Raw genomic sequence first — 14,202 nt, 5'->3', positions numbered from 1 at the left:
GCGCTTAGCTATAGGCCGTAGTTGAAGGCCAGTGTTAGCCTCGGTTGCCGCCGTTGCCCCGACTACCGGCATTGCCGCGATTTCCGCCGTTACCTCGGTTGCCACCGTTGCCGCGACTACCACCTTTGCCTTGGCTCGCGCCGCCGGCTCCGCGCGGTTTGCGTGGCTGACGCTGCTGACCACCGCGTGGTGGTGGTGGCGTGGTGCCGGTGAGGGCGACGTTGCTGAAGCCTTCCATTTGGCGGCGCTCAATCGGTTGGCCGATGAGTTTTTCGATGGCTTTCAAGGTTTTGAATTCTTCGTCCATCACCAACGAGACGGCATGACCGACTTGTCCGGCACGGCCGGTGCGGCCGATACGGTGTACGTAATCTTCAGCGACTTGTGGTAAATCGAAGTTAATCACGTACGGCAGTTTATCAATGTCGAGGCCGCGCGCTGCGATATCAGTAGCGACCAAAATGTTAACCTCGCCCGATTTAAAATCAGCCAACGCTTTAGTGCGTGCGCCTTGGCTTTTGTTGCCATGAATGGCCGCAGACAAGAAGCCATCGGCGTTCAGCTGACGCACCAGTTTATTGGCGCCATGTTTGGTGCGCGAGAAGACAATTACCTGCGGCAATTTTAAATCACGCAGCAACTGCATCAACAAACGCGGCTTTTCATTCTTGGTCGCCGTGTACATGGTTTGCTCGATGCGCTCCGCCGTTGAGTTAGGCGGTGCTACAGAGACTTCTACCGGATCGTTTACCAGCGTTTTCGCCAATCCGCGAATCTCATTCGAGAACGTCGCCGAGAACATCAAGGTCTGGCGCTTAGCCGGGAGTACCTTGATAATCTTACGGATATCGTGAATAAAGCCCATATCGAGCATGCGATCGGCTTCGTCCAGCACCAACACTTCGAGCTTAGGAAAACGAATCGCATTTTGCTGATACAAATCCATTAAACGCCCAGGCGTAGCGACCAAAATGTCGACACCTTTGCGCAGTTTCATCATTTGCGGATTGATCTTCACGCCACCAAACACCACAGCGTAATTGAGGTTCAAGCCAGCACCATAAGTCGCAACACTCTCACCAACTTGTGCAGCAAGTTCGCGCGTCGGTGTCAGAATCAGCACCCGCGCAGTATTCGGCTTGGCCCGTTCGCCATCTTTCAACTTTTCCAGAATCGGCAGCGTAAAACCTGCGGTTTTACCGGTTCCCGTTTGCGCCGCCGCCATCACATCGCGACCATCCAGCACTGGCGGAATCGCCTGCGCTTGAATCGGAGTGGGTTCGGTATAACCTTGACGGGTCAGGGCGGTAAGAATTTCAGGGCAAAGCTGGAGTTCAGAAAAAGTCATGTATAAATGCGCAACTCAATTAGGATAAGGACGCGTATTGTATCGCAGAGTCGCCGCCACTGCAGTGAATTTAATTGTGAAGAAATCTCGGAGTGTTAAAAGCCCACTTTGAAATGAGTAAACTCGGATAAAAATGTAAGAGGCAAATAGGTAGCCTAAACTCAATCATTTGAATTTGCTTTGCATAGGTATCAAGGAAGATGACTCGTCATACTGAACTGGAATGCTTGTACCAAAAGTGGTACATTTTATGACTGTTGGGACAAAGAAAAAAGTTTCAGCAACATTTTACCGTACGGTAAACGGCACCGAACCAGTTAGAGAATGGTTGTTGCGATTATCTAAGCGAGACCGGAAATTTGTTGGCGCAGATATAAAAACCGTAGAGTTTGGTTGGCCAATTGGAATGCCTGTCTGCCGCTCAATGAAAGATGGACTGTACGAAGTAAGAACACGGCTAGATAACGGAAGAAAGAGGTGGACAATGGCTAACAAAAATCAATATGTAGGTTCGTCGGTTGACGACTTGCTCAAGGAAACCGGTGAGCTCGCGGAAGTAAATGCCGTAGCGCTCAAACGCGTTATTGCGTGGAAAATTGAGCAGAAGATGAATGCGGAGCACCTCTCGAAGACAAAAATGGCTGCGCTAATGAGAACAAGTCGTTCGGCTCTTGATCGATTGCTTGATCCCACGAATACGTCCGTGACCTTACATACCTTGGATAATGCGGCGCGCGCTTTAGGAAAGAGCCTGCGGATTGAGCTTGCATAGCGTCATCGCGGTAGTCCATAAAGCCAGTCTAAACCTTGAATGAGCGTAGTAGGAAAGGCAGTGGCATGCTTGGCTTCGTCGATGATCATAAATTTGACGGTGAGGTTATCGCCACCTTCGCTCATCAGCTTGTCATACAATTGCGTGGCGCCCGAAGCGATCTGAAAGCTATAGAGGCCATCAGTGAGATAAATCACCGGATACGCTTTGTCTGGATTGGACGCGAAGGAGCGCGGAACCTTGATGTAAATTGGATAAACACGCTTCGTGGCTGGGTCGGTCAGTTCAACCTGCGTGCTGCGCGGGATTTCTACTGGTTCTTCTGCGACGGCACTGCCGAGAAAACAACACAGGGTCAATAAAACGAATCTTGTCATTCTTAGCACCCATAAGGTTATGTGGCGAGCAAACGTGTATTAGTAGGTGTACTAGCAGTACAAGGGCAAACTGCCGTCAGCCATCTCAAATAAATAGTTGTCGTCTGAAACACGCGTAATTATGGCACTTTCCTTGGGTCCAAGTTGATATTTCGCCGGACGATCTTGCCACTCGATAGTTCCGTTATCTGACCAAGAGTCTGCGAAGTTTAAGCTAGTAAAGTGTCCGTTTTCGTGAATATCAATCCACTGAATGTTCTTCAACGCTACGTGGGTTTTGCCTCTATCATTAAAAGCATAATTTAAATATTGCTGTTCATCCCTAATACTAGGGTAAGCCGGAGCGGCTAAAGGATACCTCCATTAGCACAAAGTAGATTATCTGCAGTTGTTTGCCACTCAGTTAGGCAACAAGGTCCTTTCTGAACTCTTGTTTCAGCGATTGCTGTCCTAGGTAAGTCAGACAGATAGAGTACGCTTTTCCCCGTATCATTCACTCGTCCCATTAAAGCAACGTTATCAGGAGGCGCCCCTAAGTCTGAAATATTCCTAGGTAGTTCGCTTAGTACGCGCACTCGGAAGAGCCTCGCATCTTTTGGCAGGATTGGAGATGTCTGTTTAAAACCTATCGTCAAAGGCTCTAGTAATGAAACGGCATGTTCAACTGAAATCGTCGACCTGTTTTCGATTAATAATTGGGTCACCGATATTTTAGAATCGAGCATGATACTTACCGTGGTTGGTTCGGCCAAATCTTATATTTAGTTGGCTGAAAAATCTTTGTCTCTCGCGAAACGTAGTCAAGAATCATTTGACGCAACTGATTCTTATCGTTGTCATTGGAATTAAATTGAAGTTGTAAAAGCCAAACGTACAGATCTGCGAGTTGAAGCATTCGACTGTGGTGAGAGTCGGTAAAATGAACAGTATCTATCAAATGTAGTAATTCAGTTCCAAGCTGATACAAAGTGCCGTTTCTACGATATCGTGAGAGGTCCACCGCAAATTGTTCTGAAACTTTTTTATTTTCTCGGTCACCAATCAGAAGTCCAGGCGAATTAATACTTCGTAAGTAATTTTCAATCTTTTCTGTAAAAAACATGAATGCCTTGTCATCGAAGCTTGTATTCACGAGCATCTGTTCGGGTTGAATACATACGAAGGCTTTCGCGACATTTGGGCGACTATCCAGTATTTTCGCTAGTTTCTTTACTAAATCGGCGCGCTTTTCTGGATTATTCCAACTTTTGAAGTTTGCCTTTCGATGAAAGATATCGCTGGCGTGAAATTCAGTATGACGAGTGAGTATGCTTGTTCCAAAGTATTTTCCCGAAATCTTGGCAAGCTCGTTCTCTAGGTGCCAAACATCATCAGCGGAAACGATAATACCGCCCAAAAAATAAAAAGGCTGTGCTCCTTTTTGATATTTGACCTCATCAAAATAAATCAGACGCATATTAAAAGACCTTAAACCGTCCAACTATTCGAGAGTGCTTCGGCCTGCTGCATGATGAGCTCGATGGCGGCGGGTGCGCGGTCGGGCGGATATTTGTATTTTTGCAGGGTGCGGCGCACGAGGATGCGTAGTTTGGCGCGGACGCTTTCACGGACTTGCCAGTCGACGGTGGTGGAGGCGCGGAGTTTGTTGGTGATTTCGACGGCGATCTTTTTCAGGGTGTCGTCGCCGAGCTCGCGTACGGCGCTTTCGTTTTCGGCGAGGGCGTCGTAAAAGGCGATTTCGTCGGCGCTGAGGCCGAGTGCTTCGTCACGGGCAAGTTCGGCTTGGAACTGTTTGGCCATGGCAATGAGTTCTTCGATCACTTGCGCGGTTTCGATGCCTCGGTTGTTGTATTTGCGCAAGGTTTCTTGCAAGCGGTCGGCGTATTTCTTTTCCTGAACGACATTGTTGCGGGTTTTGGCGCGAATATTGTCCTTGAGTAATTTCTCCAAGAGCTCAACGGCCAAATTTTTATAAGGCATTTGCCGTACGTCTTCTAAAAACTCTGGTGAGAGTAAGCCGATGTCGGGCTTGTCTAGCCCACATAAGTCAAAGACATCGGTGACGCCTTCGGCAATTACGGCGTTGTCGAGTATCTGCTTCAACGCTGAGTTTTTTTCTTCGGCAGAAAGCTTTTTATCCACGCTGGTATGTTTGGTGATCGCAGCTTTTACTGCTGTCAGGAAAGCGACTTCTTTATGATAAGAACGCGCTTGATCAAGTGTACTGCACAGGGAGTAGGCTTTATTGAGTGCCAGCACGGTATCAAGGAAGCGCTTTTTACCATCAGGGAGACCTAAAACGTAGTTGGCGGCACCAATTAACACTTGGTTAGGGTTTGTTTCAAAATCTGAATAGTCAAAGCCGTCGCGCTCGGGCCCGCGGGCAAACATGCCGTGAATAATATCCAGTTTTTCAAGCATCAAGGCAAAGGCTTCTTCGGCGCTATGTGTCGGCTCGCCTTTACCTTTGGAATCCGTGTAAGTCTTCAGCGCCTGTTTCAACTCGTTGGCAATTCCAATGTAGTCGACGACTAAGCCACCAGGCTTGTTCTTGAACACTCGGTTGACGCGTGCGATGGCCTGCATCAAGTTATGGCCCTTCATCGGTTTATCGACGTACATGGTGTGGCAGCAGGGCGCATCAAAGCCGGTAAGCCACATATCACGCACGATCACCAGCTTTAACGGGTCGCTAACATCTTTGAAGCGCTTTTCGAGGCGTTTTTTCGTCTGCTTGTTGTAAATATGCGGCTGCAGCGCCGCGCGATCCGATGCGGAGCCGGTCATGACGATCTTGATTGCGCCTTTTTCGGGATCACTATCGTGCCAGTCAGGACGTAAGGCAACGATAGCGTCATAAAGCTGCACACAAATGTCGCGACTCATTGCCACAATCATGGCTTTACCGTCCATGCTCGCGTTGCGCATTTCGAAGTGCTCAACCAAATCAGCCGCGACTTGCTGAAGGCGGGGGCCAGAGCCGACAAGCTTCTCTAGCCGGCTCCATTCGCCTTTGGTTCTCTCACGCGACGACACGTCTTCATCGTCTTCAACTACTTCATCGACTTGTGCGGAAAGCGCTTCAATTTCTTCGCGATTAATATCGAGTTTGGCCAAGCGGGATTCATAATAAATGGGCACAGTTGCGCCGTCGTCGACGGCGTCTTGGATGTCGTAAATCGAAACGTAGTCGCCGAAAACGGCACGGGTGTCTTTGTCCTCGCTCGAAATGGGGGTACCCGTAAAGCCAATGAAGGCCGCGTTGGGTAGGGCGTCACGCATGTGTTTGGCGTAACCGAACTTGTAGGTTCCGTCTTTCTTCAACGTCGCCTTCAGACCATATTGACTGCGGTGGGCCTCGTCAGAAATAACCACAATGTTGTGACGATCGTTCAATATCGGATGGCCGTCTTCGTCTTCTAGCAATGCGAACTTTTGCACGGTGGTGAAAATAATGCCGCCGGACTCGCGTTCGGCAAGCAACTGCCGTAACTTATCGCGGTTATCGGCCTGCACGGGATCTTGCTTTAGAAGCTCTTTGGCGGCACTGAAAGTTGCGAACAATTGACCATCGAGATCATTACGGTCGGTAACAATTATCAGCGTCGGGTTGTTCATCTCAGATTGTTGCAACAGCTTACCGGCATAGCAACACATAGAAATACTCTTACCTGATCCTTGCGTATGCCAAACCACCCCAGCTTTCTTGCTACCAGGTATGACATCGGTGCCATAGGTCGCACGCCGTGTACTCACTGCATCATGGCGCTGTGACTGAGCAGCGATGACGGTTGCATTTACTGCCTCGCGCACAGCATGAAACTGATGATAACCGGCAATTTTCTTGATCAACTTATCGCTGTCGGTTTCAAAAATCACAAAATAGCGAATGTAGTCGAGCAGTAACTCGCGACTGAAAAAGCCACGTACCATGGTTTCGAGTTGCCAATCCAGCAATGGCTTATCATCTTCGTGCTTGATGGTACGCCACGGCATAAAACGCTCTTGGTTAGCCGTTAGCGAGCCGACTCGAGCATTAAAGCCGTCACTGATAACCAACGCTTCGTTGTAGGCAAATAAGTCAGGGATTTCGTCTTTGTAGGTCTGGATTTGATTAAACGCGTCCCAAATATCGACGTTCTCGGTGTTAGGGCTTTTCAGCTCCAACACCGCAATCGGCAAGCCGTTAATAAAACAAATAACATCCGGTCGGCGCAGCTGTTTGCTGCCTTCAATGGTGAATTGGTTAATGGCACGAAAACGGTTGGCATCGATATCGGTAAAATCAATCAAGAAAGCATTATCGTGAACGACTCTGTCGTCTTTTTTGTAGTCAACGGTCACGCCGCTGAGCAGAAGCCGATGAAAGGCACGGTTGCTGACCACACAATCAAGGCTTTCAGGTTTGCGAACCACAGCCAAAACTTGCTCGACGGCGCTTTCAGGTAGATGCGGGTTGATGCGTCGAATCGCGGCTTCAAGATCAGCTAATAACAGAATTTGCTTATAATCGGTACGTTCAGGGGTAGGGCCGTCATGGGCAATATCAGGGCCGTGGGTAATTTCCCAGCCATCCTCGGCAAACCATTCTAAGCATTGTTGTTCTAACTGGTCTTCGGTCATTCCATTAGTCCTTTAAGTATACTTTATGTAAAGTACCGTAAAGTGTTTGACAGGTAAAACATCTTGTTTATACTTATCGGCAATACGCCCGGCGCCTCTTCGCAACTTTGTTGTGTACGCGTCGGCTCTCATTTCAGGCCCCACACAGGCCAAGACTTCCAGTTATCAACTATCCCAAACTCGCTAGCATTTATTGCGTTATTTTGCGGTTCTGGGAAGCTTTCAACGATACAATCAAATCGCTTATTCCATGTCGAATTAGGACTGATAACTGCGAGTAATTTTTGCATCAGGCAAAAATAGAAGAATGGGCGAGAATTATTTATTTGTCGCCAATGTTCGTAATCAGGAATGGGCGCGCGTTCGAGAACGTTGATATTCCAAAGCCTACTGTGGTGAGCGCAAACATTACGCACAAAATTTAAACTTCGGAGCCATTTGCTAAAGTCATGGCCGCTTGGGGCACCATATTTTTCCGCTATTTTATCTTGATGTTGCAGCTTCATCCCTGAGTAGAGCATCGACATCATACCGAAGTCCCAAACTTCAATAGCGACCCAAATCGGTATCCCTGCATAGTTCTTTTTGTAGTGTTCAATAAATGGCTCTCGTCGGGCTCGCCATATGGCTTTCTCGTACTTTTCTAACCAGAGTTGATGCTCAGTTTTTCCTTTTGCAGGCCCTTTCTTTTTTACTTGCTTACTAAAGTGGCCATGCAAGCATTTGGGGTTTTCATGTGCATAACAGTCAATTTCGCCAAGCAAGTGAGCAATGTCGACGCGGACTGCCATCTCAATTCGTTCTAAGGCGTCTAGCGCATGAAGTCGAAGTCGTTTATCGAAGATGTAGAGATCAACAATATCCCGAAAATGAGTTCCTTCAACGAACTCATCATGACGAATAGGTATTTCCAGCTCTTGGTTGAAGTGTGTGGATAGTTGGCGAAAGGGATACCAGTAGCCACTGAGCCGATAGTAACCAAGCTTTTCCAAATAACTTCTCGCAATTTGTGGCTCATCAACAGTCATACCTCGGCTCTTAAGTAGCTCTAACTGTTGATCCAATGATATCCATGGTTTTTGCTGCCGAGGCATATTTGTTATCCTTTACTCAATATCTCGGTTATCGGAAGTTTGCATGGCTAAACGCTCCAGCAGCGTCAACATCGCATCTTTGGGCCATAACGCGTTCTTTTGTCCTTTCACTGTACGAGGCGTATCCGCGAGCCAAGCGCCGGCGTTATAACCTGTTATTTCGGCTATGTTCAAGCGATCGTAATAAAGCTGATGTTCGAATTCGTCCTTCATTCGGTTGAGTGTACCTTGCACAGAACGACTGCATTCAGTATCGACTTGCAACGGACGCAGGTATTTATCCGCCGTTTCAAGGTGGATTTCAGTAGCACCGCATTTCAGCAGAGTATTCATAAAGGCATCGACAAAGCGGTAGTTTAGTTCGGCAAAGTCAGGTTTGGTCAACGCTGGCAGCACTAACGGAAAGCGCGTACTGTCATGCGTCATTAAAACGCAGTTTCTGCGTTGTAGCGTAACGAGGTGACCATGCCATCCGCTTAATGGATTGATATCGAGTGCAGGCTTTTCGTGCAGCCACGCGCTCGTTGGTGTGACGGGCAGGGTGCCGTCGCTGGTGAGCTTTAGTTTTTCGAAGAGCTTTCGGGTGGCGTGGAGTTTTATCATTAATGGCACCAACAGCCCTTGCTATCGGCATCAAAGAAGTAAATATCCTCTTCTGAGACGAGGTTCGATAACTTATCGGTAATGTATTCCTGTTCTTTCGAAATTGATTGCTCTGAGCGGCCTCTGAGAACAATCGATACTGCAATTTTACTGAGGGAATCTCTCCTCAGTTGACGAATGATGTGTTGATCTTCTTCTCCGATACTCCAACCATAAATAACGACTGTACTTTTAAAACGAGGAATGACTTTGTGATAAACCGTTGTCAGGTAGTTAGAGCGACTAATAGCCGCTAGTTTTTCCTCAGACGAACCCTCACAAACGAAAAGTGGTTGGTTGTCGTTTTTTGCCCAAAACTCAGTAATGATGTCCAGCATATCATCGCCCGATAAACCTAATTTTCGCTCCTCATGCTTTGCTCTAGTTTGGTATAGCATAAGGCTACCGTGCGGATAGAAAATTGCGGTTGAGGCCGAATTGTGATTAAAGGGTTCCCAAATTTTTTCGAGATCTTCTGAAAACTTTAAGCGGCTTAACGTTGTTCGCTTTTTAGACTCCTTACTTGAAAAACCATCTTTACAACGGTGTTTTTCCTTGGAATTCACCTTGAGGCTGGCCCAGTAAAGAATCAAATCGTAGTTAAGGTACAGGACGTTAGAAAAGTTACATATGAAGCGACCGATTTGATTAAGCTTTGAATCAATCTCAGCTTGGATTGGATGTATATCCTTCACGGTATTAATTAATGCTCGTCGTACGAGCGTATACCCCTCTCGCACACGCTCACGCTCTGACTTTTCAACGTCAAACCTTTTATTGATGAAGTCAGCTAACCATAGCTGATAAAGCACTTTTTCAAAATCAGGGTTATTAGGAGTCGCCTTTTCAAATACTTCTATAACGTTACTTTTTAACAAGTTGTTTTTTATAGCATAAGCGTGCAAATCTTTGTAGCGAAATCGATCAGGACAAACCGCTATTGAGCCTCCATTGCCGACTATTAGGTTATCAGCAAAATGAGCAGCAATTTCTCGCCATTTATGGACTTGCTTAATCATCTGCAAGAACTACCGACCAAACTCTTTTAAGTGGTAATTGAGCTTTGAGTTCGTCTTCCAGTTTGTCATAAACAGCAAATAGTTCTTCGAGGAAATCATCTTGAGACCACAAACGTAACCTGAAGAAACTGCTTGCCATATCTTTTTGAACATTTTGTTTAAAACCGCCCCATGATACGAATAAGCCTTGCTCTGCATTAAACTTTGACATAGCTCCTAAAAGCTTATCGACAGTTGGTCTGTCAACGGTGCCGGAACCCGATTTAACTTCTACGCAAATAGATTGGCCACCAAATCCCATCATCCCGTTTGATGCTAATATATCAGCACCTCCATCGGCACCCTCAGGGCTCTGCCATATACTATATCCTTTGGCTTTTAAAACGGCCGCGACTAGCCGTGTGAGTTCGTGACCTTTAAATTTTTGCTCAATTAGATTAACTACTTGCTGTTTAGCAAGATCGACTAAATTAAATTCGAAACTATCATCGTTAGAAACGTCATTTACGTCAGTCCCGTTTACTTGCCCTGAATGTTGGACAGCTGACTTTACATTTTCCGGCTGCCACCCATTTTTAGACATTGATTTTAAACGTTCTAATGCATTATTCCGGCGCACCCGGCAAATTGTCATGAAAGCGCCAAAGCTGTATAGAAGATCCTGCCCAAAGTTCGAGCGAGGTATCTCTTGCCCGAACCATTTTACTTTTCTTGAATGATAAAAGGGATTGGCAGCATTTTTATCGTGTCGGTATTCGCTAGTAATTTCGCCCACGTATATGACTGGTTGTTTTTTCGAGGGCAAAACTACCCAGTCCCCAACTTGCATTGTCTTTGCAAAAGGCCAAATTTGACTGCTATGATTTTGAAGCCGTTTAAGCTTTTCATTGGGGTAATTGTTTTCGAGTAAATCAAGCAAGACCTCTCGACTCTTAAGAGTGGAAAGGTCTTGATTTAGTCCGTCCCAGGTTAGAAAAACTCGTCCCTCATCGAGAAACTTTTGCTCATACTCTCCGTGAGAGCCTGCTCGCGTTAACCACAGTTCCATTATGAAAGCTCCTTATGAAACTGCTCATTAGAGAATTCTTCCGATGCTTCTAAAAAATTAAGGTCACCAGATAATAACCTTGGAAGGAGAGTATCTTGTATTTGTTTCAAAGAGTCAGATTCAAGCCTTAGAGTTATTTGTTTTTCCAACATTGTACCTAGGGCAATACCGACAGCATCAAGAAGTTTGGTGTCAGGGACAGCGCATAAGGCTTGTTTCAGGTGTTCACGTTTTATGTGTCCCATTGTGACAGCTTTATCTGCTGCAATTCTCTGAAACTCCTCCAAATGATGACGAGTTAAATGGAAAAACAGCCACTTTGGGTAATCTTGGGATGTGACCTTAAATAAATGCTGGTTTAGAGCAGCTCTGCCACCACACCAAGTATCAATCATTAAAGAGCCAGACCAAGAAAATACAACATCACCATTTTCGATAATACAGTCTGGTTTTATGGTAGCAGTAGCTCTCTCTTGGCCGTCAGCGAAGCCTTTTTTTAACTGAGCTATTTTTACAACAGGAAGCCAGTCCTCATCAGCTGTTGGTCTAAACTTCTGAAGAGCAAGACCGTTTTGGTATTTTGCTATTTCATCTAATGCCAAACAAGACCACCCCTCCGGAATCTCGCCCAGTTCGCTGTCTTGCATGGCGGAGGGGAAGAGTTCGGCGGTAGTGCGGAGTTGGTTGTAGTGCTCCGGATTTTCGGTTTGGAGCTGGGTTAGTTGCTCTTTGTCTTTGCCGGATATGGCTTGCATGGCGGCGAGTAGGGCGTCTTCATCGCTGCCGCCGGCTTCTAGTGCGTTTATTTTGGCTTTAACGGGCTCGAAATCGACAAACCAGCTTTTGAAGATGGCTTGGGCGATTTGTTCTAGGGTTTGGTTTATTCTATTATTTTGACTTACTAGTCGATCGAATGAGGCAAGTAACTTTCCTATGCGAACTCTCTCAGTAAGGGTTTTGGGAACCTTACAATTAATAGAGTTCATAGTGCTTTGGTTAAGCAGCGGCTGACCTGAGCCAGAACGATATTGATTCAAATTAGCAGACAACAAGTAATAGTACCAAAATAAACTATCCTCGGGATTTTTACTGGTACATATCATAGCGTTATCAGTTACCCAACATGGCCTTTGTGAATAGTGGATACTCCCACAATAACTACCTACTCGACCAATAATAATGGTATCGCTGTTAGAGTTACTTTTATTGGCGTGACCAATCAATCCATTAGAGCCAAAGACTGGGAAGTTACCATTTTCATCTCTTTCTGGAGAACTCTTTCCATTTTTAAATAAAAGGAACTCAGAAAGTTGTGAAGACGCGATTTCAAAGCTCATACCCAAGCCCCCCAAGATTCCGCTTAATCTCAGCTTCTAGGCGATCACTTTCAGCAAACTGCTCGCTCAACTGTGCGGTTAGGCGTGCCATTTTCTCATTGAAGGGTTCGCCGTCGTCTTCCTGCTCTTTTGCACCAACGTAGCGGCCTGGGGTAAGCACAAAATCGTGATTTTTAATGTCGGCTAAATTAACGGATTTACAGAAGCCAGCGATGTCTTCGTAGCCTTCATCTCGCTGCCACGCATGAAAGGTGTTGGCAACTTTGGCAATGTCGTCGTTAGTAAAGTCACGTAATACGCGGTCTTTCATGTAGCCGAGTTCGCGTGCGTCAATAAACAAAAACTCGCCGCGGCGGTCGCGTTTTTTGTCGTTGCGAACCATGCCGTTGGCTTTGTCTTTAGTTAAAAACCAGATACACGCCGGTATTTGGGTATTGGTAAACAGTTGGCCGGGCAGGGCAACCATACATTCCACCAAGTCCTCTTCAATGAGCCGCTTACGAATTTCGCCTTCGTTGTTGGTGTTCGAACTCATAGAGCCGTTCGCTAGCAAAATACCCATGCTGCCGGTTGGTGCCAAATGGTGCAGCATATGCTGTACCCAGGCAAAGTTGGCGTTGCCTTTTGGAGGCGTGCCGTATTTCCAGCGCGTGTCATCTGCAAGTGACTCAGCCCACCAATCTTTCACGTTAAAGGGTGGGTTGGCCATCACGAAGTCAGCCCGAAGATCAGGATGCTGATCATCCAAAAACGTGTCGGCGTTCTTTTTGCCGAAATTGAAATCGATACCGCGAATGGCCATGTTCATCGCCGCAAGCTTCCACGTGGTGGGATTTGATTCTTGCCCGTATACAGAAATATGCTTTTTCTGTTCGGAGGCATCGTAATGCTGCTCGCTGGCGTGTTCTTCGATGAACTTGTCGCTCGACACGAAGAAGCCGCCGGATCCCATTGCTGGGTCATAGACGCGCCCAGAGTAGGGCTGCAACATTTCAACAATAAGAGTTACGATACTTTTAGGCGTGTAATATTGGCCGCCTTGTTTGCCTTCGGCGAGTGCGAACTGACCCAAAAAGTATTCGTAAACATGGCCGAGTATGTCTTTGCTGTGCAGACTGAGCGGCTTACCACCAAGCACTGGCTTGGTGAATGAGGTATCCGAGAAGGTGTTAATAAGGCCGATCAGCTTGTCATTTTCAAGTTGGTATTGGCTGATGCGGTTCAAAATGCCTTTGAGTTTGGTGTTACTTTTCTCAATCTCGTCGAGCGCATTGTCGATAAGCCAACTCACGGATCGTAATTTGACGTCCTTACCTGTCTCGTCTTTCCATAGCACACTCCCGATGGGGAGCACAGCCATTTCTTTTAATGTGCTCCAGCGTGCCGCCTTGGGTACCCAGAACACGTTTGCTTCGCGATAATAGTCGAGCACCTCGAGTTCTTCATGTAAGGCATTCTCGTAATCATTCGTGTCGCCGAAGTCTTCAGGTGCTAAATAGTAGATGTTGTCGTCGCTGTTGGTTTGAAATAGCTCCGTGAGTTGTTCCTGTCGCTCCTCAAACGCATCGGACACATACTTCAAGAATATCAGCCCCAACACCACGTGCTTGTAGTTAGCGGCATCCATATTTGAGCGGAGTTTATCTGCGGCTTTCCAAAGTTTGTCATCAAGCTCTTTTAAGAATTTTTGCTCGGTATTTTCCATGTCTACGACGTTTCCTAGCTTACTTGTGCGCAACGGGAGAGGGCGTGTGCGTTGCGATTGTTATTGTTGTGTTATGGTCGTAAAGTGTGGTGTATTTTGGCGCTACTGTAAAGAGCTTGAACGAGAGCGCTCGTGGTTTGAGCGTCAGTTGATTCAAAATGAATCAGCGGCCGTAGAATTGACCGCTGGTGAAATGCTTGAGTTAGTTTTTACACCCATTTTTGTCACACGTAATCC

General features: G+C 46.6%; 12 protein-coding genes. 1 reads left to right on the top strand and 11 read right to left on the bottom strand.

Annotated elements, in window-relative coordinates:
* Positions 1 to 34 precede the first annotated feature (34 nt).
* Positions 35 to 1,348: a DEAD/DEAH box helicase gene (locus IDAT_RS02165; RefSeq protein WP_034729869.1), complete on the bottom strand. Its 1,314-nt coding sequence runs from the start codon at positions 1,346 to 1,348 to the stop codon at positions 35 to 37.
* Between the two features lie 250 nt (positions 1,349 to 1,598).
* On the opposite strand from IDAT_RS02165, the gene IDAT_RS13435 reads away from it, so the two are divergent.
* Entirely contained in the window at positions 1,599 to 2,120 is a 522-nt protein-coding gene (locus tag IDAT_RS13435) for a type II toxin-antitoxin system RelE/ParE family toxin (RefSeq protein WP_081909727.1), read from the top strand.
* A gap of 2 nt (positions 2,121 to 2,122) precedes the next feature.
* On the opposite strand, the gene IDAT_RS02150 is transcribed toward IDAT_RS13435, so the two are convergent.
* The 10 genes from IDAT_RS02150 to IDAT_RS02110 form a co-directional block, all read right to left on the bottom strand.
* The gene (locus IDAT_RS02150) at positions 2,123 to 2,497 is read right to left on the bottom strand and encodes an alpha/beta hydrolase-fold protein (RefSeq protein WP_034729867.1); all 375 of its coding nucleotides are present in this window, start codon (positions 2,495 to 2,497) and stop codon (positions 2,123 to 2,125) included.
* A gap of 347 nt (positions 2,498 to 2,844) precedes the next feature.
* Complete coding sequence (locus tag IDAT_RS13585) at positions 2,845 to 3,222, bottom strand: RES family NAD+ phosphorylase (RefSeq protein ID WP_156099465.1); 378 nt, start codon at positions 3,220 to 3,222, stop codon at positions 2,845 to 2,847.
* Between the two features lie 5 nt (positions 3,223 to 3,227).
* Entirely contained in the window at positions 3,228 to 3,953 is a 726-nt protein-coding gene (locus IDAT_RS02145; RefSeq protein WP_034729865.1) for a DUF3800 domain-containing protein, read from the bottom strand.
* An 11-nt stretch (positions 3,954 to 3,964) separates the two neighbouring features.
* On the bottom strand, positions 3,965 to 7,120 hold the full coding sequence (locus IDAT_RS02140) for a type I restriction endonuclease subunit R (RefSeq protein ID WP_034729862.1): 3,156 nt from the start codon (positions 7,118 to 7,120) through the stop codon (positions 3,965 to 3,967).
* 128 nt (positions 7,121 to 7,248) lie between these two features.
* The gene (locus IDAT_RS02135; RefSeq protein WP_034729859.1) at positions 7,249 to 8,214 is read right to left on the bottom strand and encodes an Abi family protein; all 966 of its coding nucleotides are present in this window, start codon (positions 8,212 to 8,214) and stop codon (positions 7,249 to 7,251) included.
* A gap of 12 nt (positions 8,215 to 8,226) precedes the next feature.
* On the bottom strand, positions 8,227 to 8,817 hold the full coding sequence (locus tag IDAT_RS02130) for a DUF6933 domain-containing protein (RefSeq protein WP_034729853.1): 591 nt from the start codon (positions 8,815 to 8,817) through the stop codon (positions 8,227 to 8,229).
* Positions 8,817 to 9,875 (bottom strand): DUF4917 family protein, encoded by a 1,059-nt coding sequence (locus IDAT_RS02125; RefSeq protein WP_034729850.1) that lies wholly within the window; start codon positions 9,873 to 9,875, stop codon positions 8,817 to 8,819. The genes IDAT_RS02130 and IDAT_RS02125 overlap by 1 nt, the downstream gene beginning before the upstream one ends.
* Entirely contained in the window at positions 9,868 to 10,923 is a 1,056-nt protein-coding gene (locus tag IDAT_RS02120) for a restriction endonuclease (protein WP_034729848.1), read from the bottom strand. The genes IDAT_RS02125 and IDAT_RS02120 overlap by 8 nt, the downstream gene beginning before the upstream one ends.
* The gene (locus tag IDAT_RS02115) at positions 10,923 to 12,260 is read right to left on the bottom strand and encodes a restriction endonuclease subunit S (RefSeq protein WP_051986508.1); all 1,338 of its coding nucleotides are present in this window, start codon (positions 12,258 to 12,260) and stop codon (positions 10,923 to 10,925) included. The genes IDAT_RS02120 and IDAT_RS02115 overlap by 1 nt, the downstream gene beginning before the upstream one ends.
* On the bottom strand, positions 12,250 to 13,965 hold the full coding sequence (locus tag IDAT_RS02110) for a class I SAM-dependent DNA methyltransferase (protein WP_034729846.1): 1,716 nt from the start codon (positions 13,963 to 13,965) through the stop codon (positions 12,250 to 12,252). Before IDAT_RS02110 ends, IDAT_RS02115 begins: the two co-directional genes overlap by 11 nt.
* Between the last annotated feature and the right edge of the window lie 237 nt (positions 13,966 to 14,202).

This window comes from Pseudidiomarina atlantica (assembly GCF_000753735.1).
Taxonomy (GTDB): Bacteria; Pseudomonadota; Gammaproteobacteria; order Enterobacterales; family Alteromonadaceae; genus Pseudidiomarina; species Pseudidiomarina atlantica.
Note: the sequence above shows the minus strand (reverse complement) of the source record. Positions and strands in the feature narration are given on the sequence as shown.